The following is a 21220-nucleotide window of genomic DNA, read 5'->3' as shown; positions in this document are numbered from 1 at the left end:
CGGTGGGTGGCCTTGCCTCAGTGGGGACGAGCCGCTTAGCGCCCTGACCAGCAGCGGCTCCGGTCAGCTTGCAGGATCGCTGTCACTGGCTCCACGTACGATCAGCGCATGGTTACGCAGCAGTGGAATGGGGTCCGTCAGCGTGTGGCCGCTGTGGGGGCAGAGCCGTCGAGCGGCGCGGTGTTCGGATCACTTGGGCACGGTTGGGTCCTGGACGACCCTCTGACAGAAGACGCTCTTGCCGAACTCGAATCGCAGATAGGCGTGAGACTGCCCGACGACTACCGCAGCTTCCTCACCTGCGTCGGAGCCGGTGGCGCCGGGCCCGCGTACGGCCTCTTTCCCGTTCGCCGCGTGCAAGGCCGATGGCGTTGGGAAGGAGACGGTGCCGAGCTGGCCGACCTCGCGCTGCTCGCTCAGCCCTTTCCTGACCGCGGCCCGGATTCCGAAGACCTCGACGCACTCCTCGCTGTTCGTCCCGAGGAAGAGGATTTCGAGGAGATCGAGGATTTCGACGACGCCGTCGAAGCTTGGGACGAACGCTGGGAAGCCCTGATGTTCGCCCCCGAGCGCACCGCCGGCGCCATCGTGGTCTCCCACCTCGGCTGCGCTCAGCGGGAGTGGCTGGTCATCAGCGGCACTCACCGCGGCACCATCTGGTCGGATTGCCGGGCCGACGACACCGACCTCGCCCCGCTCCTCGACCAGGCCGGCCATCCGGTCACCTTCACCCACTGGTACATCGACTGGCTGCAGAAGGCGGAGCTCGCCGCACGCCGGCAGCCTTCGCATCCCTGACGCTGAGCCACGTAGCTCCACGGAGATCCAGGGAGCTCCGGCGGGGCCTCTTCCGAGCGCCGGCGTCCCGCCCCGGCTCTGTCGGCAGAGAGTCAGGCACAGGACTGGTTTCCGGTGCAAGCTGACAGCATGGCCGCATGGATACGGTGAATCCGGGCGACTTCGTTGTGCGCCGCGCGAGTGGGGCGGAGGCGGACGGGCTGATCGCGATCGACACCGTCGCGGCCGAAGGTGACGACAACAGGCAGGCCAGCATCCGGAGATGGTGCGAGCAGGGCCTGGCCGTCGTGGCGGAGGGTGCGTCTGGACCGCTCGGTTATTACGTGGTTGAGTACACGTTCTTCGAACAGGGATTCGTCACGATGCTGATGGTGGCTCCCTCCGCCCGCGGACGAGGCGTCGGCCATCGGCTACTGGACGCCGCGGCGGCCTTGTGCACGACCCCGAAGCTCTTCACGTCGACTAACGTCTCCAACCAGCCCATGCAGCGGCTTCTCCAACGAGCCGGGTGGAGTCCCGTCGGTCTTCTCCACCGCCTGGATGAGGGCGACCCCGAGCTGTTCTACCTCTGCCTGCCGCAGACCGGGACGATGCACCCGTGACCGAACAGAACTGGTCCGGGCCAGCACATGCGCCAGCCGCAGACGCGTCAACCACCCACTGAATTCGCGTAGATGATGAGGTGACGCCGTCTCGGATGCAAGTTACATCCATAGTGCTAGCCTCACCCCCCAACTACAAGGGGGACCAAGTGAAGAAGCTACTGAGTTTCGTGTCCGCATTGGCGGTCATTTCCGGAATCGCCATTACTTCGACGACGCCGGCCTACGCCGCCACGGACAGGAGCGGCGAGGAACGGCTCAGCATCCCGACCAGCAGCGCGTGCAGGGCGGGACGCACCGTCATGCAGGGCATGGTCGCAGGTCAGGGCGGCCAGCTCTACATCGTTTTCACCAAGGCGGGTGGGGAGGAGCCGGTCCTCTCCAGGTGGTTGCGCGACGGCTCGACCTGGGACGGGAGCAGCTGGACCTGTGCCGGGGCGCCGACCTCCATCCCTGCACTCGGCCACGGCAACGATCTCGCCTACCATCCGAACTACCAAGGTCAGGGCCCTGCCGTGATCGCGACCCAAGGAAGCCAGTCGGCGTTTCCGAGCGACGATGTGGCGATCGTCCATCTGGATTCGTCGGGAGCCATAGGCGCCAGCGAGGTCGTCCATCTGCCCATCGGCAACATCAGCGGCCTGTGCTACAGCGCGACGGCGGCCGGAGGGGCCGGTAAGTACGCCGCCCGCCGCGAGGGCAACCTGTGGACCCATCCCGGCACCGGTTCGCTGACGAGCGGATGGACGCTGGTGAAGAGCAACCTGACAAGCCACGACAATCGTTCCGACCAGGGCATTGACTGCTCTGAGAACTACATCTGGAACACGAGGTCCATCAACACCTCGACGCCCGTGACCGGGTGGAACTGGGTGTACCAGTACAACTGGTCCGGAAATGACGTGGAGAGCGATATCGGAATTCCGGGGAACGACCTGGTCGACGAGATCGAAGACATCACCCACGTCGGGAGCGACTTCTTCATCGGCATCAACCGCAACGCCGGGGCCGACGACTCCGTCAAGGTCTTCATCCCGTGAGGTCCGCCCCTCCGCGCACCTGAGGGCGTGGTTCTCGCTGATCGGGACGGCCCGCGCCCATGCTTGAGCCTGTTGAGGCCGGGAGAACTCCGGGAGAGTGCCGGGAGACTGGCTTTGGGGGACGTCGGGGCCCGACGTTCCCCAAAGCCGGAGACGGCTCCCCCGCCTCGCCGTCTCGGTGGAGAGATCAGGTGAGGCAGAACTCGTTGCCCTCGATGTCCTGCATCGTGATGCACGACTCGTTGACGCCATCGGCGCGCTGCGTCAGCACGTGCTTCCCGCCGAGTGCCATCAGGCGGGCGCATTCGGCCTCGAGTGTGGCCAGGCGCTCCTCGCCCACCAGCCCGGCGCCGGCCGGCACATCGAGATGCACCCGGTTCTTGACGACCTTGCCTTCGGGAACTCGCTGGAAGAGCAGGCGCGGGCTCGCACCCGAGGGATCCGTGCACGCGAAATAGATCTCATCCTCGGGCGGCAGCGTGCGGTGGTACTCCTCCCACGTGGCATAGCCCTCCGGGACCGCCGGTACGACGTACCCCAGTACCTCGCACCAGAACGCGGCGAGGCGCGCCGGCTCCGCGCAGTCGAAGGTCACTTGGAACTGCTTGATCGTTGACATCGGCGCACGATAACAGGGGATCCGCTCATCCTCCCAGGTCGGGAGGCTGCCTGTGGGTGGGAGGGGTGCCTGCTCCCCGCCGCCGCTGCGTCGCGCGGTCACAACGAAGGTCGGTTAACGAAGGTCGGTTACGAGGCAACCCTCAGCTCGGCAGCCCGCGAGCCCCTTCCGTCTTCGCGCCGTCGAACGTCGCGCCGGTGAGCCGGGCGCCCCGTAGGTCCGCGTCGGTCAGGTCGGCGCCGTTCAGGGTCGCCCCGGTCAGGTCGGCCTTGCGCAGGTCGGCACCTCTCAGGTCCGCTCCCGACAGATCCGCGTCGGTGAGGTTCGCGCTCTCCGTCACGGTGCCGGAGACGATCCTCGCCTGGAGAGAGGTGTCCATGGCACTGAACTTCGCGCCGCGCAGCCGGGCGGTCACCAGGGACGCGCCCGTCAGATCCGCATCGACCAGGACCGCCTCCGTCAGGTTCGCCCCCGTGAGGTTCGCGCCGGTGAGGTCGGCGTCCCAGAGCAGAGCGCGGGACAGGTCGTTGGGATTCAGGCGTACGAGTACGTCCGGGCGCGCCAGCGACGTCCCCCGCAGAAGGGCGCCGCTGAGGTCCGCGCCGGTCAGGTTCGTGTCCACGACGTTCGCGTCGGACAGGTCCACGCCGGTCAGGTCGGCGTCCCGGAGGTCGGATCGCAGGAGTTGCGCTCCGCTCAGATTGGCCTCGCCGACGAAGGCGCTTCTCAGGTCCACCCCCGACAGCGTGGCGTGGCGCAGGTCCGCCCCTTCGACGTTCACGTACCCGAAGGGGGCTCGTTCGTCGGGGAGGGCGCCGCCCTCCGGGACCTTCGCGATGTCCTTGAAGCTCCACGTGGAGAGGGACAGCCCGCGCAGGTCCGCCCGGTTCCAGTCGATCTGGGTGTCCCCGTCGTGGCCGGGAGAGCGACGGGCCAGTACGTTCACCACGGCCATGACGTCCGTGGGCGGGCGGCGGTCGGCGGGCGCCGCCTGCCCCGGCTGCGGTTCCGTCGGTTCCTTCACGAAGCCGGTCGCGGGAACGCTCGCGTGACGTCGTACGTACGCCGAGAGCACGAGGACGATCCTGGGCTGGTCGCGCGGTGAGTCCTGCATGATGCGCTCCAGGGCATAGATCCCGCCGAAGCGGACGTCCAGCGACTCGGAACCGAGGTTGGTGATCGCGTCGTTGAACCGGGCGGTGAGCTGTCCCTGCTCGGCTACGCGTACCTCACGCCAGGTGAAGAGCAGCGCCACCAGGGCCGCCAGACCGGGCAGGACGGCCACCGCGAGCACGGGCCATTGCGACCGGCGACGGCCGTCGGCGTCGGGGGCGCCCGTACCTCGGCGGCGACGCCCGCGCCGCAGTTCGCGCAGGTACGCGCTCCGAGCCGGTTCCTCGCCGCGCCTTCGTCCCGTCACCCGTCCATCGGAGTCGACGGAGCCCGGAACAGGCCGACGCCACACCGCCGGTGCACCCGATCGACGTAGACGCCGCGTCCCGGGCCTCACCGGAACACCTCTGACCAGGTCATCCATCGTCCACGGGTGCTGGCCGGGCGCCGGGCCCCGGCCACGGGCCCCGGCCACGGGCCCCGGGCACATCGGCCGTCACCCCCGGGGTGATGATCAAACGGGTGGGGCGGTTCCCCCGCGCCGCGATACCGTCCCGCCATGTCCCCCTCAGGCAAGATCTCGCCCTCTCAGACCTCACAGCCGCCCCCGACTTCCCAGCCCTCCCGCCCCTCCGTCACCGCCGACGACCTCGACCATGCCGTACAGCTCGCCGTGGCAGTCCTGCGCGAGGCGCCGCCGGCCTCGTGGGACGACAAGGCCGGTTCGCTGGAATGGGACTGCTGGGAGACCGTCGAGCACCTCAGCGACGATCTCTTCGCGTACGCCGCGCAACTGGGCCCGAAGACACCACCCTTGGACGGCGAAGTGCCGTTCGTGTACGAGCGGCGACGTCCTGGCGGCCCGGCGAACACCATTCACGCGAACCGCGAGGCAGGGCCGGCCGGCCTGCTCCAGGTCCTGGAGGCGAGCGGCGCGCTCCTGGTCGCCATGGTGCGCACGACGCCGCCGCAGACCCGCGCCCACCATGTCTTCGGCGCTTCGGATCCCGAGGGTTTCGCGGCGATGGGGATCGTGGAGACCCTGGTGCACACGCATGACCTGGCACAGGGGCTCGGCCTCGCATGGAACCCGCCCGCCGATCTGTGCTCGCGCGTACTCGTTCGGCTGTTCCCGGACGCACCGTCGTCCACCGATCCCTGGCTCACCCTCTTGTGGGCCACCGGGCGAGGCGAACTGCCCGGACGGCCCCGTCTCACCACCTGGCGGTGGCACGGCACGCCGCGGTCATAGGCGCAGGCGTCAGCGCGCCGTTCCGCGCGCCGTGTTCTCCTGCCACTCCCTGCCGATCGACCGGATCAGAGCCGGGTAGACCCCCAGGTACCGGAAGGGCTTGATGCCGAGCATGTACAGGGAGCCCAGGCGGCCGTTGGGCTTCACCAGGACGGCCATCTGGCCGCGATAGCCGCCGTGTCCGTCGGCGACCCAGCCGATGTGCAACACGCCGTGCATGGTCTTGTTGGCGTATTCGGCGGCCCACTCGTCGTGTGCCTGGAAGACGGACGTGAAGGGCGCCGCGTCGAGGTCGGGTCCCTGCGGTCCCTCGCGGAGGTCCTCCGGCAGCCGGTCGCGCAGCGTCGCCACGCGGCCTCCGACGCCCGCATCGGGCTTGTCCCATCCGAGGAGCGCGCCGAGCTTCCAGCGCACCGCGAAGAGGAAGCGGCCCACGGGGTGGCCGCCGTCCGGACCGCCCTTGCCGTGGGCCATCTGCTGGACCAGGAGGTGCAGGTCGTCCGGGCCGCCCGGCGTCGGCAGCGCCCACAGGTCCTCGAGCCGGAAGTCCGAGGCGATCTCGTGGATCCGCCAGGGGCGTGACGTGTGGTCGGTTGCGGGAAGGCGCAGGTCGCTCATCTCGGATCCCCGTCTCGATCTATACGGTGGCGTATAGATCGAGCATAGACCTATCTATACGGCACCGTATACTTGGCAGGACAGGTCGAAGGCAAGGCGAAGGCAAGGCGAGGACAGGCGAGGAGACGCAGGGATGGGAGCGATCCGCACACCGCGGGACAAGTGGATCGAGGAAGGGCTGCGCGCGCTTGCCGCCGGCGGCCCCGAAGCCGTCCGCGTCGAGGTCCTCGCCCAGACGCTCGGCGTCAGCAAGGGCGGTTTCTACGGCTACTTCCGCAACCGCGCGGGCCTGCTGGAGGAGATGCTCGACACCTGGGAGCAGGGGGTCACCGAGGACGTCATCGAGCGGATCGAACGCGGCGGCAGCGACCCCCGTGAGCGGCTCGGGCGCCTCTTCGACTTCGTGGGATCGAGCGATACGCCGGTGACCGGTGCCGGGGTCGAGCTCGCGATCCGCGACTGGGCCCGGCGCGACGAAGGAGTCGCTCTCCGCCTCCGCCGGGCCGACAACCGGCGCATGGACTATCTGCGCGAGCTCTACGGGGCTTTCTGCCCCGACGAGGGCGATGTCGAGGCCCGCTGCCTGATCACGTTCTCCCTGCGCATCGGCGACCATCTCATCGCCGCCGACAACGGCCCGCGCAGCCGCCGAGAGGTTCTCGCAGCGGTCAGGGCACGGTTGTTGGGCTGACCGGTGTTGGGCTGACCGGTGTTGGACCGGTGTTGGGCTGACCGGTCGCCCGAAGAGTTCGCCCAGGTCTCAGGAGCAGCTCGCGCCGTTCAAGGTGAAGCGCGCGGGTGCCGCGTTCGCACCCGAGTGCGTCGCCTGGAACCCGATGGAAGCACTCGCTCCGGCCGCCAGCGCACCGTTCCACCCGGCGTCCCTTGCGGTCACGGCGCTGCCCGACTGGGCCACCGTGGCGTTCCAGGCGCCGCTGATCCTCTGGTCGCCAGGGAAGGTCCACCCCAGGGTCCAGCCCGAGATCGCGGAGGTGCCGGTGTTCTTCACCGCCACCGTGGCGGTGAAGCCGTTGCTCCACGAACTGTCGACCCGGTACGTCACCGCGCAGGACGCCGCGGGTGTCGCGGCGTCGTCGTCGATCTCCGTCGCGGTGAAGGCCGCCGCGGAGACGCCGGTGCCGCCCGCGGTGAACGTCGCGCTGCCCGCGACCGTGTCGCCGTCCTGCGCGGCGGACACCGGAACCGGCTGCGGGACAGCCCAGTCGGCGGGTGTGAAGACCAGTGTCGAGGCCGCGGTCAGGTCCTGGTCCCCCGCGGTGCGGGACACCGTCACCGTGACGCTCCGCGCGGGCGCGGAGGACAGCCGTACGTTCACCGAGGCGGTGCCGCCTTCGGCCACGGACACCGCGGCGGGCGTCACCTGCACCGCGGGCGCCGCCGGACCACCGCGGCGCTCCGCGGCGAAGGCCGCCAGCCACGCCAGCGAGGAGTTCCAGTTGATCGCCACCTCGTTGGTGGCGTACGAGCCGATGTCGTCCACGTAGCAGGCCGCCGGGGCGCAGCCGTTCAGCCGCTCCTTCGCCACCGGGTCGTCAAGCCCCGCGTTCGGCCCGCCGGCGAAGGATCCGGCCGGCGGGTGCGGCAGTGAGGCGTCGCTCTGATGGGCCCAGAAGCGGTGGTGCTGGTTCTCGGAGGCGCGCTCGCCGTAGCCGGTGACGTACGACTGGTCCAGGGCGTTGCGACCCAGCAGATAGTCCAGCGACTCAAGGGCGCCCGCGCGGTAGCGCTGCGCGCCGGTGATCTCGTACGCGACGGCGAGCGTCATCGCGTTGTTGGCGACCGCGCTGTTGGATCCCCAGGCGTAGCCCGTGGCGGGGATCGGTACCGCGTAGCCCCCCGCGGCCATGGCGGACAGGTGTCCGTCGGCGGCCGCGGTCAGCAGGCCCCGCACCCGGACCAGGTCGTCGGCGGGCAGAGCCGTCCCGGAGACGGTGGCGAGGGTGATCCGCCCGAGGGTGGCCGTACCGCCCCACCAGAACGCGTCCGCGGGCTTCGCGTGGTGCGGATGGGAGGTCACGGCGTCCCGGTAGCGCGCCTCGCCGGTGGTGGCGAGCAGTTCGGCCGCGGCCCAGTAGAACTCATCCGAGACGTCCGCGTCCTCGTAGGCCCCGCCGCCGGCGTTGTCGGTCGCCGGGGCGAGGACGTTCGGATTGGCCTCGGCCGCCGTCCAGGCGCGGCGGGCGGCGTCGAGGCAGCGGGCCGCGAACGCGGAGTCGTAGGGCGCGTACACCCGGGCGCACTGGGCTGCCGTGGCGGCCAGGTTGAGCGTGGCGGCCGTGGACGGGCGGTGCAACTCGCGCGCTTTGTCGTCGAGTTCGGGACGTGTCGGGAGACCGGTCCACTCGGTGTCGTGCACCTTGTGGAAGGCCATGCCGGCGTACGGCTTGGCAGCCGGGACCTGCATCCGCAGCAGGAACTCCAGCTCCCACCGGGCCTCGTCCAGTACGTCCGGCACCCCGTTCCCACGCTCGGGCACCCGCAGGCTCGAGTCGCCCAGCGCGGCGTCTCCGCCCGAGCGGCGGGCCCGCTCGTACGAGTTGACCAGCTGCCAGGTCGCGATCCCGCCGTTGACCACGTACTTGCCGTGGTCGCCCGCGTCGTACCAGCCGCCCCGGACGTCCTGCCGGTAGTCGCACACGCCGGCCTGGCACGGCACGCTGGTGTCGCCCTTGTTCGGAGCCACGCCCAGGTGACCGGCGGAACGGGCGTACTGACTGCCAGTCAGTTCCGCGTCGATCGGCGTGCCGCTGCGCTGCTGGTAGAAGAACGACATGCTGTCGGCGCGCAGGCCGTCGTAGAGGGAGGCGGAGATGTCGAACGGATGGCTGGACCGTCCGTCGACGACCAGCGTGAAGCCTGATCCGGTGCCCGGGTAGCCGCCGAAGTCGACCAGGTGCGTCGACTGCCGGGACGCCTGGTCGACGCCTCTGACCGTCGTCGCGCCCGACGCGACCTCCGCACCGGAGGCGTCGCGCAGCCGCCAGGTGAGCGGAGCGGTGGCCGAGCTGACCAGGGTGGCCCGCTTCGGCCCGTCCGGCAGATAGCCGAGCTGGTTGACCCGCAGGAGAAAGTCGGCGGGCGCCGCGAGGGCCGTACCGCCGTCCGAGCCCGCGAAGTCCGCCGAGAACGCGGTGGCGGTCAACGTACCGGCGGTGAGGGCGAGTCCGGAGAGCACGACGGCGGCACGGCGTAAGGCGCCGCGGAGAGTCACAGGAAGCACGGTGGGGGGCCTTCCAGGAGAGGGACATGCGCAGGGGATCAATCGCACGGGAGCAGTGGGATGGGAGCGCTCCCATAGCTTCCATTCCATGAAGCCAGTTTTTCTGGAGCGTCGTCAAGAGACGTGCAGACAAACCCTGCCGTCCGGAGCGGACACCGGGCCTGCCGACCCGCCGACCCGTTGGCACGGAAGGCCTTCGTCAGGGGCTCCCGGGATCCGAGGCCCCCTCCCGGCGTGGAGCCCCCTCCCGGCGTGGAGCCGTCGCCCGCCTGATCGCCGTCTCCACGGCCGAGACGCGGTCGGCGAGCAGCCCCAGGGCTGCGACCGCACGCGTCAGCGGGTCCTCTCCGGAGCCCCCCAGGGCCCGGGCGCGCGTGTACCCGGCGGTCACCTCGGTCCAGCGGGCGGCCTGCGCCGCCGTGAGCGGGCCCCGGAGGGCCGCGAGCTTGAGGAGGTTCGCCTCCGCCTCGGTGGTCAGGGTCTGTGCCTCCGCGGTGTAGTGGTCGTCGATGACGGCGGTCAGCTCGGTCTCGTTCATGGCGGGCGAGATGCGGGCCGCGATCCTGTTCATGTTGCGGTACGAGCCCTGGAGCCGGAAGGGCGGTTCGGTGCGGGCTTCGTCGGACTGCGCGGCGGACGCGATGTAGGCCTCGTTCACGGCGAGGACGGTCGCCCGGGCGGTGAGCAGATGGCGCAGCACCGCGAGGACACGGTCGAGTTCGGCGGGGGCGTAGGCGTGGACGAGGTGCTCTCGGCGCGCGGTGAGGTCGCCGCCGGCCAGCCGGATCAGCAGTTCCAGGTCGGCCCGGTCGCGGCCGCCGAGCGGTGCGAGGACGGGGTGGGAGGTGAGGGCGTTCTCGACGAAGCTCAGGGCGAAAGCGTCCTCCTTGCCGGTGAGCACGTCTCCGAGGTTCCACACGTCCGCCCGGTTGGCGAGCATGTCCGGTACGCGGAAGAGGCGTCCTGACTCGGTGTAGGGGTTTCCGGCCATGCAGACGGCGAAGCGTTTGCCTCGCAGGTCGTGCCCGTTGAGGGACCTGGTGGCGTCGCAGAGGGGGATGAACTTCTGCAGGAACTCGGGCGCGGTGTGCTGGATGTCGTCGACGTACAGCAGGACGTTGTTTCCCGCGGACAGGGCGAAGGCGATCTTCTCCAGTTCCCGGCGGGCGGCGCTGTCGGGCGCTTCGGAGGGGTCGAGTGAGGTCGTGCGCTGCCCGAGGGCTGGGCCGTCGATCTTGACGAGGAGCAGCCCGAGGCGGTCGGCGACGTACTCGACCAGGGTGGTCTTGCCGTAGCCGGGCGGGGAGAGGAGCAGGAGCAGGCTGTGGGAGTCGCTCCGCCTGGCGTCGCCCTGCGCGCCGATCTGCCGTGCGAGGTTGTCGCCGATCAGGGGCAGGTAGACCTCGTCGACGAGTCGGTTGCGGACGAAGGACGACATGACCCGCGGTCGGTACTCGTCGACGCGCAGCCGTGCGCGCTCGGCCGTGACGAGTTCGGTCCGCTGCCGCTGGTAGGCGCGGAAGGCGGGCGCGTCCAGGTCCGCGAAGGTGCGTGTCCTGGAGAGGAATTCGTCGAGGCGCAGCCTCAATGTGCCGCGTTGGAGCCGGGGGTGGGTCCCGAGGAGCCCGGTGACCGTCGCTGTGGTCGGGGTGCCCGTCTCGTAGCGGTCGAGTTGCGGGGTGAGTTCGACGGCGACCGCTTCGGCGAGTACGCCCTCGTCGAGTGATTCTCCGGACGCCGACAGGTAGGAGGTGAGCCATGATTCGGCGAGTTGGCGCCGTGCGTCCGGCTCCGTGACGGCGGCGAGTGCGTCGTCGTAGGCGGGGCTGCCGACCGCGTGGCGGAACGTGTCCAGGAGGGTGCGGGCGGCGTCCGAGACGGCGAAGCCCTTCGGTCCGGACGCCAGTTCGTCGACGAGGTAGGCGGCGGCGGTCGCGTCGCCAATCTTTCGGGCCAGCTCGCGCCGGAGTCCTTCGACGGCCGACGGACTGCCGAAGAGGTCGCGGGCCCTGGCCAGGGAGATCGCGCGGTGGGTCCACTGCTCGCGGGCCTCGGGGGTGGTGGCGTGGGCCCAGAAGGTCTGGGCGGCGGCGCGGGCCGTGGCCGGGTACCGCAGCAGGCCGGCGCTCTCGTACAGCGGGAGCAGCGCCTTCAGGATGGCCGCCGCGTCGTGGTCGTGGACGCCGTGCTGATGGCCCTCGTCGTAGGCGGCCTCCGCGGCTCGGCGTGCCAGGGCGTCGAGGTCGGCGCCCGCCAGGCCGTCGGCGCCGTGCTCGGCGAGCAGGCGGGCGGCGAGGTGCTCGGAGCGGTACACCTCGGGGGACTCCGAGGGCAGTGTCCGGTTCCAGTACGGCCGGGTCGCGGCGAAGTCCGGGTCGGTCACGGGTGTGCGGTGGTCGGTTCCGGTCAGGGCGTACGCGAGCGTGTCCTCGTACGGGACCAGCGTCAGTTCCGGTGCCTGCCGGTTGACGGCGAAGCGGTGGGCGCCCAGGCGCATCGTGTCGCCGCCGTCGGAGAACAGGTCGGTGCGGTCCCGCAGCGCGCGGGCGGCTTCCTGGCGGGCGGCCGTGAGGCGGCCCTCCAGTTCTTCCGCCCGTACCTGGTCGCCGAGTGCGCGCAGGTCGTCGGCGGTGCGGCGGGCCTTGACGACCATGGGGTCGGAGGCGAAGTACGTGTGCACCTCGTCGAGGTCGGCCAGGGTGCGGGCGCGGCGGGCGAGCGTCTCCAGTACCCGGCCGGCCGATTCGGCGAGGCGCTCGGCCCGTTGGGCCCGAGCGTCCTGGAGGGACTGCTTGCGGGCGGTGAAGGCGTCGTGGATCCCGGTGCGCTGCTCGGCGACGTCCTCAAGAGAGCCGTCGTGGTCGGCGAAGCGGGACTCCAGGTTCTCGAGCTGGATCAGCAGGCGGCCGAGCTGGTCGTCACAGTGTTCCGGTGTGTCCGATGCCGCGAGAGCGCCGGTGACGGCCTGTCCCAGCAGGGCGAGTTCGGCGGCGAACTCCGCCCGCCCCTCCTGGTCCAGGAGTTCGGAACGGCGGGAGGCGAGGACGACCCGGGCGCGGTTCAGCGCGGCCAGCACGTCGGCGATGCGTACGAGGATCGAGGTGCGTACGGTGGTGTCGCCGATGTCGAGGCCGGCGACGATCTCGCTGAGGGTCCTGAGGTCGAGCGTGAGCTCGTCGAGCCGGTCGCCCACGGGGCCGGCCTGTGCCACGGTGGTCAGCTTCCCGGCCTCGGCGGCGAGCCGTTCGGCGTCGGCGTGGTGGCCGGTGAAGGCGTCGGGGCGCTGGAGGAACGCCACGGCCCGCTGCGCGGCGGAGGCGATGTCCGCCTCGGTGTCGCCCGCGAGGGAGTCGATGGTGTGCGTGTCGGCGTGGCGCATCTCCTTGAGGGTCAGCAAGTGCCCTTGTGCCTGGCGGAGTTCGGTGATGCGTGAGATCCACTCCGCGGCCGTGGCGGGCGCCTCGCCGCGGAGGCGACGGACGAGCCGGGTGATGCGCCCGGCGGCCTCGTCGAGCGCCTCGGCCGCCTGCCGGGTGAGGGTCGTCACCGCCTCGAACTCGTCGAGGATCTGAGCGGCGGTGGTCCGCAGCTCCGCCAGTGGGCCCCGCAGGTCGCCCGTCTCCGGGGCGCCGAGCCAGTGGTGGACGTCCTGCGCTCGTCCGCAGGCGGCGACGAGTGCCTCGTACACCTCGCCCGCGGGTGTGAGTTCGGTGGCCTGCCGGGCGATCGACAGGCAGTCGGAGATGCCGCGGACCAGGTCCGCGTTGCCGATGCGGCCCAGTGGCCCGTCGCCCGGCGGCACCACGTGGGTGGCGGCGACGAACGGGGTCCGCCAGCTCTGCACCGGGTGCACCCGACCCGGCTCCCCGTCCTCGGCGCGCAGGACGATCATCGTCCCGTCGGCGAGGAGCGCGTATCCGCGGCAGGAGACCGGGGGCGCGATCTCCTTGCGGATCAGGTTGTACGGCAGGAGAAGGCTGCGGCCGGCGTCCTGGCCGTGGAAGGCGAAGAGGATGTCCTCGCCGTCGGGTGAGCGGATCGCCCGCTCGAACGTCAGCTCCGCCGTGTCGGTGTCGAAGGTCTTCACCGGGCCGGAGGCGAGGCAGTAGCCGCCGGGAAAGACGATGCCCTCGTCCTCGGGCAGCCTCAGGCACGCCTGGCCGATGCCGTCGATTCTGACCACGGTCCCTGTCAGCGTGTTGTGGACGAGATACCGGCGGGCCTCCTCCTTGTACGGGCGGACGCGCACCAGGATCAGGGCGCCCACGGTCGCGTAGGCGACCTCGGCGTCGGCCAGGGCCTGCAGGGGCTCCTCGACCGGCTCGGTGTGGACTCCGTCGGCGGTCTCGGTGTCGTCCTCCGTCTTCACGGTCAGCGTGCCGCCGACCGTGGAGACGAAGACGCGGTCGTCGAGCGAGATGTGCGGGTGCCGGCCCAGCCTGTGGTCGTCGCGGGTCGTCTCCACCCAGTCGACGTCGTGCGAGGGAGGGAGGACGTGGTCGCGCTCGCCCTGGGCGTCGAGGAACGTCGTCTCGCCGGACGGCCGGACCGCCCAGCGCAGCACACGCAGGTCGTGCGCCTGCTCACCCGTCTGGAAGACCGCGAGCAGCCGGTCCTCCGCTCGGCGCAGCCGTAGCAGTCGGGCGCCCCGGTAGTAGCGGTGCAGCGCGGTGAACTCCCGGATGAAGCGGGGGTCGTCCAGCAGTCCGGGCACGGCGCTCGCGGGGAGCGGGTTCAGGTGGCGGTCGTACAGGGCGAAGACGTCGAGGACGGACCGCTCCGCGTCGGCGGCCTGCGCCGCCGCGCTGCCGAGGAGCAGGACGTCGTCACCGACGGCGACGATGTCCCGGGGCAGGCAGTTCTGGTCGGTGCGGATGCGGTCCGTGCCGGTCAGGGCGAGCTCTCCGGAGCCGAACTCGGTGGTGCGGGCCGTGTTGAGGGCCGTGGCGCGCCGCGCGAGCTCGGTGGCCTGCGCGGTGAGACGGTCACGCAGCACGGTGTACGTGTCCTGGTCGATCCGGGTGCTCATGCCGTTCCACTCCCTAGTGCCGTTCCCTCACGGGTCCGGTGCCGGCACCCCCGTGCCCGGCACCGGACCCCTCCGACCGCTCCCCCGGAGCGGTCAGCTCTTGGCCGCGCCGTTCAGCGCGCTCGGCCCGGCGGGTACCGATGTCCCACCCTGTGCTCCCCCGTCGAGCACGCCGGACTTCATGACCTTCGCGAGCAGCGCGGACACACTGAGGTTCTGCACGTCGGCACTGCTCAGGGAGCCGAGCACCTTCGTCAGGTCCTCGGTGAAGGAGCCGTCACCGCTGAGCCAGGGGCCGGCGAGGGCCTGCGCGGTCTGCGAGTGGTCCATGAATCCGTCCACGGACCTGCCCAGCGCGATCGACTGGACCAGGCGGTCGAGGAACACCGACTCGCCGCCGACGATGTTGATGTCGGCGTTCTCCAGCCCCGTTGCGAGGACCGTGGCCTGCGCCTCAGCGACATGCCGCTGCACTTCGAGCCCGGCGAGCCGGATGTCCTTCTCGGCCTCCAGACGCAGCCGGTACTCCTCGTGGGTACGGGACGCCTCGTCGAGCGCGGCCATCGCGGCCGCCTTCTCGGTCAGGCCGGCCGCTTCTGCCTTGAGCTTCTCGCCGATCGCGGTCGCCTCCGCCAGCGCCTTCTCGCGGGTGCCGACGGCCTCCGCGCGCAGCCGCGCCTCGGTGGCCTCCGCCTCGGCCCGGCCGGTCTTCTCGATCGCACCGGCCTCCCTCTCCCGTACCTGCACCGCCGCGAGACCCTCGGCCGCGGCCTCCGCCTGGATGCCCTCGGCCAGGCGGATCTTGGCTCGGGCCTCCATGTCGGCTGCCTTGTTGCGGGCCTCGGCGAGAGTCAGCTCCTCGGCCGCGCGGTGGACGGCGGCCTGTTCCGCCGCCTCGGCCGCCTTGATGTCCTTGACCAGCTTCTCCTGGGCCTGCGCCTCCGCCGCGATGACGACCGTCTGGCGCTCGCGCTCGGCCTCCTCGACCGCGCGCAGCCGCTTGATGGACTCCTCCTGTTCGGCGACCGTACGGTCCACCGCGACCCGCTCACGGATCACGTCGGCGATCTCGCGGCGCTCCGCCTCGACCTCCTTCTCGGCGGAGATGCGGGTGAGTTCGGTCTCCCGGTCGCGGGCGATGACCTCGAGCATCCGGTCCTTCTCGATCCGCTCGTTCTCGACGGCGATGACCCGCTCGCGGTTCTTCTGCGCGACGGCGACCTCGCGGGCCTGGTTCTCACGCTGGATGCCGAGCTGCTCCTCGGTCCTGAGGAAGGCGCTCTGGGCCCGCAGCCGCTCCTCCTCCACGACCCGGGCGGTCTCGGCCTCTTCACGTGCCCGTACGGTGTCGATCTCGCGCTTCTGCTTGATCTCGGCATCCGCCTGGCGGCGCTCCAGCTCCAGGATGGCCTCGCGCGCGTCGACGTTCTGCCGGGTGATCTCCTTCTGCTCGTGCTGGCGGAACTCGTTGGTACGGACGTTCTCGACGGCCGTCAGCTCGGTGATCTTCCGGATGCCCTGGGCGTCCAGGATGTTGCCGGGGTCGAGCTGGGCGAGCGGGGTCTGCTCGACGTAGTCGATGGCCGCGTCCTCCAGGCTGTAGCCGTTGAGGTCGATGCCGATGATCTCGATGATCCGGAAGCGGAGTTCCTCGCGCTTGGTGTACAGGTCGGTGAAGTCGAGCTGCTTGCCGACGGTCTTGAGCGCCTCGGAGAACTTGGCGTTGAACAGCTCCTGCAGGGTCTCCTTGTCGCTGGCCCGCGCGGTGCCGATCGCCTGCGCGACCTTGATGACGTCGTCGACGGTCTTGTTGACCCGTACGAAGAACGAGATCCGGATGTCGGCCCGGATGTTGTCCCGGCAGATCAGCCCGTCGCGGCCGGTGCGGGAGATCTCGATCGTCTTCACCGAGATGTCCATGACCTCGGCCTTGTGGAGCACGGGCAGGACGACCTGCCCGGTGAAAGTGACGTCGACCTTGCGCATCTTGGAGACGATGAGCGCTTTGCCCTGCTCCACCTTGCGGAACAGCCGGCTGAGCACGAAGACGAGAACGAGGGCGGTGAGCAGGGCGACGGCGACGAGCACGCCGATGCCCAGGGTGATGGCATCCATGAGAATCCCCGAGTCGGTCGAGAGTGAGGGCACGCGGGATCAGGCGGCGCTGCGGGAGGAGCGGGCGCGGTGTCGTGGGACCGCGCCCCAGGACCCCGCCGGTGCTGTCCGACGTGGTGTGGCGCGGTGCGGCGCGGTGCGGCGCGGTGCGGCGTGGTGCCGCCGAGCGCCGGGCGACCAGTGGCGTACGTGCCGGATGTGCGTGGACGACGACGGTGTGGCCGTCCCGTGCCGGGTCCTACGCCTGGCCAGGGTCCGTGTCGGTCCGCACGCTGCGGAAGGTACTCCTGCGGCCGGCGAAGTCCTGCCGGGACGGCGCGGGTTCGTCGGGGAAGAGCTTCGGCAGCGCGTTCACCGCACGGCGTCGGATCGTCCGCCCGGAGAGGGTGAACGTCCGGGGCGTGGCCGTCGAGGCCGACGACGGGAAGGAGGGCGGCCGAGCGGACGACGCCGGGCTTGCGGCCGACGCGAAGGCCGTCACCGAGGCGTCCTCGGAACCGGGGCAGCGGGTGTCCGTCGAGTCGACCATCACACTCCCCCTCCCCCGCGCGGCACACCCACGCGTGTTCCGGCACCCGGCATCGAAGCCGCGGCGCACTCCCTGGCAACCGCATGGTGTCAGGGCCTCACGGTTGCCCGCATTGCCGTCGCCCGGCAGTCTTGACGCGTTCTTGATGCCGGTGTCCGCCCCTGGGGCGGCACGGCCGACCGGGCGCCGGGCCGATCACGACGGCCGGGGTCACCATGCGAGGGGCAGGGGAGACATGACGGAGCAGGACGTGCCGGAGGAGTATCTGGACGGGTACACCCGGATACTGGCCGATGCCTGCGCCTCCGGAAGGCGCCTGAAGCGCGAGGAAGTGGACGCGCTGCGCCTGCGGGGCGAGCGGGCCGCCGAGGCCGGCCTGGGCATGCGCGCGCTCGTCCGGGCCCATCTCTCCGCCGCTCAGGTGCTGTGGGAGGAACTGCCGCCGAACGCCGCGGGACATCTTCTCGCCGTGATCGAGTGGGCCGTGGACGCGTTCGCCGAGGGGCACGAACGGGCGCAGAGACTGGCGATACGTCAGGAGGAGGCCTTCAGGCGGGAGTTCATCGACGATCTGCTGCACGGACGGAGCGACCTGGGCCGTCTGGCCGAGCGGGCGGAGCGCTTCGGTCTGCTTCTCGCGCAGGCCCACGCCGTGGCCGTGGCGCAGGGCCGGGAGCCGTACGACGACGGATACCCCGTGACCCGACACGTCGAGTCGTCCCTGGTGGCCCGATTCGGGCACCGCCGCATCCTGCTCACCACGAAGGACGGGCGGCTGATCTGTGTCGCGCCGTCCGACGAGCTCGACGTCCTGACGTTCTTCGCGAAGCTGGCGCACGCCGCGACCGACGGCGGCCAGGTCGCCATCGGCCGGCCCCACTCCGGCCCCGGCGGCGTCGTCCACTCCTACGAGGAAGCACTCAACGCCCTCGACCTGGCCGCCCGCCTGGAACTCGAAGAGCCGGTCCTGCACGCCGCCGACCTGCTCGTCTACCCGGTGCTCACCCGTGACCGGCAGGCCATGGCAGATCTGGTGCACAGCGTCCTGGGCCCGCTCCGGGGAGCGCGGGGCGGCGCCGCTCCGCTCATCGACACCCTCGCCGCGTACTTCGACACCGGCTGTGTGGCGGCCGAGGCCGCCCGGCGGCTGAACCTGAGCGTCCGGGCCGTCACCTACCGCCTCGACCGCATCCACCGTCTGACCGGGTCGGACCCCGGAGACCCCGTCCACCGCTACACCCTCCAGACGGCGGTGATCGGCGCCCGGCTGCTGGGCTGGCCCGAGCAAGGAGTCTGAGCTCCCCCTCCGACCGGGAGGTCCGAGAGTTCCCCTCCGACCGGCAGGTCCGCCGCACAGCCCAACGGGTCTCCCTCGTGAGAAGGCGAACGAACGATTCTCCCGTTCCCCTTCTCTTCCGGATGTGGAGATGCTCGGCGCACACACCGGGGCCGTCGACGGTTCCCGGCTCCCCCGTGAAAGGTGTCCGTCCGTGCTGCTCGTCATCGCCGTCGCCATCGCCGCCCTGCTCGCCGGACTGGCCGCCAACCGATGGCTGCGCCCCAGACTCCTCAACGAGGACGACGACACCGGCATGGCCGTCAAGGACCTCGTCGGCCCCCTGCTGACCCTCACCGTCCTGCTCCTCGCGTTCGTCCTGGTCACGGCCAACGGCTCGTACGGCAAGGCCGAGGTCGCGTCGCGCGGTGAAGCCCGTGCGCTGGACCAGCTCGTCGAGACCGCCGAGTACGCGCCCGAGGTCCAGCGGGCACGCATCCAGGCCGACGCCGTCTGCTACGCCCGTGCGGTCCGCACCCAGGAGTGGCCGGCCATGGCCGACGGCGACGGCTCACCCGCCCCCAGCGTCTGGTCGACCGACTTCCGCGCCGCCTTCCGCGATCTCGCGGGCCAGCCCGTGTTCGGCATGCTGGTCGCCGCCGACAACAAGCGCTCCGACGAACGCGAGGAACGCCTGACCCAGGCCACCGCCAGCATCCCCAGCGCCATCCTCTGGTTCCTGCTCGCCACCCTGACCATCACCGTCATCGGCCTCGGCATCTGCCTGCCCCGCAGGAACAACCGCGGTCAGGTGGTCACCTTGGTGGTGATCACCGCGCTCCTCACCACGACCCTGTGCATCATCCGCGACGTCGACCGCCCCTTCGGCGGCATCATCCAGGTGGAACCCACCGCGATCTCCGAAGCCGAGCGCCAGGCCACCCGCGACTTCACCGCCAACCACCCGGCCGCCGAGCTGCCCTGCGACGACCGGGGCAACCGCCGTACCGTCTGAGCGCCCGAGGCGAACCGCGCAGGCCGCGCGTCGTACAGGCCGACCACGCAGGCCGCGCGTCGTACGGGCGGACCACGCAGGCCGCGAGTCGTACGGGGCGGAGGCCGGCGCCCGCCCCGTACGACTCCGCACCTCCTCAGACGGAGCTGCGAGCCTCCTCGGGGTCCGGTTCCCGTGTCCGTACCGTCTTCTTCTCGACAGCGGGCAGGGCGAGCAGCAGCACGGCCGCCCCGAGGAGCACGACCACGGCGATCCAGCCCGCGCCGACACGCATGGCATGGATGAACGCATCATCCGCGGCCTCGGCAAGAGCGGGGCGGTGGACAGCCGCGGCGACGTGGCGGGCCTGCTCGGCGGAGACTCGCGCCTGGTCCCGCACCGGACCTGGCGCACCCTCCAGAGCGGGCTCGATCGCCCGTCGGTACACGATGGACATGATCGTGCCGCCGACGGCGATCCCGAGCACGCTGCCGGTCTGTCGCACGGTGTTGGTGACGGCGGATCCCGCACCGGCCTGGTCCAGCGGCAGGTCGCTGACCAACGCGGCCGTGACGGGGCCGATCACCATGCCGATCGAGAGACCCTGCACCAACAGCAGGGCCTCGATCCACACGAGTGGAGTGTGGAGGCCGAGGAACCCGTACCCGCCCATGCTCATCGCGGCCACGGCCAGCGCCGGCACCGCGACGGTGCGCAGCGACAGTCGGCGCACCAGGCGTGAGGCGAGGGGCGCCCCGACGAGCGCGCCGATCGCGGTCGGGACCGTCGCCAGACCCGCCCTCATCGGTGAGAAGGCCAGCGCGCCCTGCAGATAGAACGCGTTGTAGAAGGTGATCGCGGCCACGCCGAAGAGCAGCAGTCCGAGCGCCGCGTTGCCCCCACCGAACGCGCGTCGCGCGAGCAGCCTCGGATCGAAGCCGGGCGCCTTCGCGCGCAGTTCGACGAGGACGAAGGCGACCAGCAGAACCAGGCCGACGACGATCGGCGCCCAGACGTCGATACGGCTCCACACCGGCGCCTGTCCCGCCCGGATCAGCCCGTAGGCCAAGGCCACGAGTCCGCAGATCGACAGCAGCATTCCGGCGGGGTCCAGTGGGCGCGGTGCGGGGCTGCGGACATTCGGAACCAGCACGACGAGCCCGACCAGTGCGAGTACCGCGACCGGGACATTGATCAGAAAGACCGAGCCCCACCAGAAATGGTGAAGCAGGAATCCCGCGAGCACCGGGCCGGCGGCCATTCCGACACCGGCCGATGTCGAGAAGATGCCGATCGCGGCAGCCCGCGCGGGGCCGGTGAACGTCAGCACGAGGATGGCCAGCATGGCGGGTGTGATGAGTGCGCTGCCCACCCCCATCGCAGCTCGGGCGGCGATCAGCAGGCCCGCATCGCTTGCGAGCGCCGCCCACAGCGAGGACCCGGCAAAGATCACCAACCCGCTGGCGAACACCGTCCGGTGACCGAACCGATCACCCAACGCGCCCGCGGTGAACATCAATGTGGCGAAGGCCAGGGTGTACGAGCCGGTCGCCCACTGGAGCTGTCCGGGGTCGGCCCCCAGACCGCGGACCGGGTCCGCGAGGGTCTCCAGTGTCGTACTCAGGACGGTGTTCTCCAGCCAGATGAGAAGCGAGCACAGCATGAGAACGGCGAGAATTAATTGCTGCCTGGACTTCGGCAGCGCTGGAGTCACGGTCATGAACACCTTCGGATATCGATCGGCGGGAAACTGATCGACTGGACCATAGGTAAACCCGACGACGCAGTCAAGCTCGGATTTCCTCGCCAATACCGTTGCGCCGGAACGGAATTCATGCCCACTGCGGGTTTTGCGGTCCGAGCAATTCTGTGCCCTCCGGGCCGCATTGCGCGTGGGGGAATTCTCATGAATTCCGGATGGGCTCAGCAAGGCGGCGGGACACATCGGCGCGCGTGCGTCCCCCGCTGGCCGCCGCCCCGCCGCGTCACCGGCT

General features: G+C 70.7%; 15 protein-coding genes. 7 read left to right on the top strand and 8 right to left on the bottom strand.

Annotated elements, in window-relative coordinates; translation table 11 throughout:
• The first annotated feature begins 108 nt into the window (after positions 1-108).
• The 3 genes from AMK27_RS05340 (at position 109) to AMK27_RS05330 (ending at position 2440) form a co-directional block, all read left to right on the top strand.
• Entirely contained in the window at positions 109-798 is a 690-nt protein-coding gene (locus AMK27_RS05340) for an SMI1/KNR4 family protein (RefSeq protein ID WP_073902878.1), read from the top strand.
• A gap of 137 nt (positions 799-935) precedes the next feature.
• Entirely contained in the window at positions 936-1400 is a 465-nt protein-coding gene (locus AMK27_RS05335; protein ID WP_073902875.1) for a GNAT family N-acetyltransferase, read from the top strand.
• 149 nt (positions 1401-1549) lie between these two features.
• Positions 1550-2440, top strand: a complete 891-nt coding sequence (locus AMK27_RS05330; protein ID WP_073902873.1) for a hypothetical protein — start codon at positions 1550-1552, stop codon at positions 2438-2440.
• A gap of 187 nt (positions 2441-2627) precedes the next feature.
• On the opposite strand, the gene AMK27_RS05325 is transcribed toward AMK27_RS05330, so the two are convergent.
• Positions 2628-3059, bottom strand: a complete 432-nt coding sequence (locus AMK27_RS05325) for a VOC family protein (RefSeq protein WP_073902870.1) — start codon at positions 3057-3059, stop codon at positions 2628-2630.
• A gap of 142 nt (positions 3060-3201) precedes the next feature.
• On the bottom strand, positions 3202-4479 hold the full coding sequence (locus AMK27_RS05320) for a pentapeptide repeat-containing protein (protein WP_158076897.1): 1278 nt from the start codon (positions 4477-4479) through the stop codon (positions 3202-3204).
• A 252-nt stretch (positions 4480-4731) separates the two neighbouring features.
• On the opposite strand from AMK27_RS05320, the gene AMK27_RS05315 reads away from it, so the two are divergent.
• The gene (locus AMK27_RS05315) at positions 4732-5424 is read left to right on the top strand and encodes a maleylpyruvate isomerase N-terminal domain-containing protein (protein WP_073902864.1); all 693 of its coding nucleotides are present in this window, start codon (positions 4732-4734) and stop codon (positions 5422-5424) included.
• Between the two features lie 9 nt (positions 5425-5433).
• On the opposite strand, the gene AMK27_RS05310 is transcribed toward AMK27_RS05315, so the two are convergent.
• Positions 5434-6042 carry a DUF2867 domain-containing protein gene (locus AMK27_RS05310; RefSeq protein WP_073902861.1) on the bottom strand — a complete coding sequence of 203 codons (609 nt, stop codon included), beginning with the start codon at positions 6040-6042 and terminating at the stop codon, positions 5434-5436.
• A 133-nt stretch (positions 6043-6175) separates the two neighbouring features.
• Between AMK27_RS05310 and AMK27_RS05305 the strand changes: the two genes are divergently transcribed.
• A complete protein-coding gene (locus tag AMK27_RS05305) occupies positions 6176-6733 on the top strand; it encodes a TetR/AcrR family transcriptional regulator (protein WP_073902858.1) in 558 nt (185 codons plus the stop codon).
• A 69-nt stretch (positions 6734-6802) separates the two neighbouring features.
• On the opposite strand, the gene AMK27_RS05300 is transcribed toward AMK27_RS05305, so the two are convergent.
• From AMK27_RS05300 to AMK27_RS05285, 4 genes are all read right to left on the bottom strand, one after another.
• Entirely contained in the window at positions 6803-9283 is a 2481-nt protein-coding gene (locus AMK27_RS05300) for a glycoside hydrolase family 9 protein (protein ID WP_073902855.1), read from the bottom strand.
• 199 nt (positions 9284-9482) lie between these two features.
• Complete coding sequence (locus AMK27_RS05295; protein ID WP_073902853.1) at positions 9483-14312, bottom strand: DNA repair ATPase; 4830 nt, start codon at positions 14310-14312, stop codon at positions 9483-9485.
• Positions 14313-14405: 93 nt separating this feature from the next.
• The gene (locus tag AMK27_RS05290) at positions 14406-16427 is read right to left on the bottom strand and encodes a hypothetical protein (protein ID WP_073902850.1); all 2022 of its coding nucleotides are present in this window, start codon (positions 16425-16427) and stop codon (positions 14406-14408) included.
• Positions 16428-16665: 238 nt separating this feature from the next.
• Complete coding sequence (locus AMK27_RS05285; RefSeq protein ID WP_073902847.1) at positions 16666-16956, bottom strand: hypothetical protein; 291 nt, start codon at positions 16954-16956, stop codon at positions 16666-16668.
• Positions 16957-17191: 235 nt separating this feature from the next.
• Between AMK27_RS05285 and AMK27_RS05280 the strand changes: the two genes are divergently transcribed.
• On the top strand, positions 17192-18253 hold the full coding sequence (locus AMK27_RS05280) for a PucR family transcriptional regulator (RefSeq protein WP_073902845.1): 1062 nt from the start codon (positions 17192-17194) through the stop codon (positions 18251-18253).
• Positions 18254-18446: 193 nt separating this feature from the next.
• Entirely contained in the window at positions 18447-19247 is an 801-nt protein-coding gene (locus AMK27_RS05275; RefSeq protein WP_073902842.1) for a bestrophin-like domain, read from the top strand.
• Between the two features lie 136 nt (positions 19248-19383).
• On the opposite strand, the gene AMK27_RS05270 is transcribed toward AMK27_RS05275, so the two are convergent.
• A complete protein-coding gene (locus tag AMK27_RS05270; protein ID WP_073902839.1) occupies positions 19384-20946 on the bottom strand; it encodes an MFS transporter in 1563 nt (520 codons plus the stop codon).
• Positions 20947-21220: the final 274 nt, after the last annotated feature.

Origin of the sequence: Streptomyces sp. CB02009, from assembly GCF_001905825.1 — a bacterium.
GTDB lineage: Bacteria > Actinomycetota > Actinomycetes > Streptomycetales > Streptomycetaceae > Streptomyces.
This window is presented reverse-complemented; position numbering and strand designations above follow the sequence as displayed.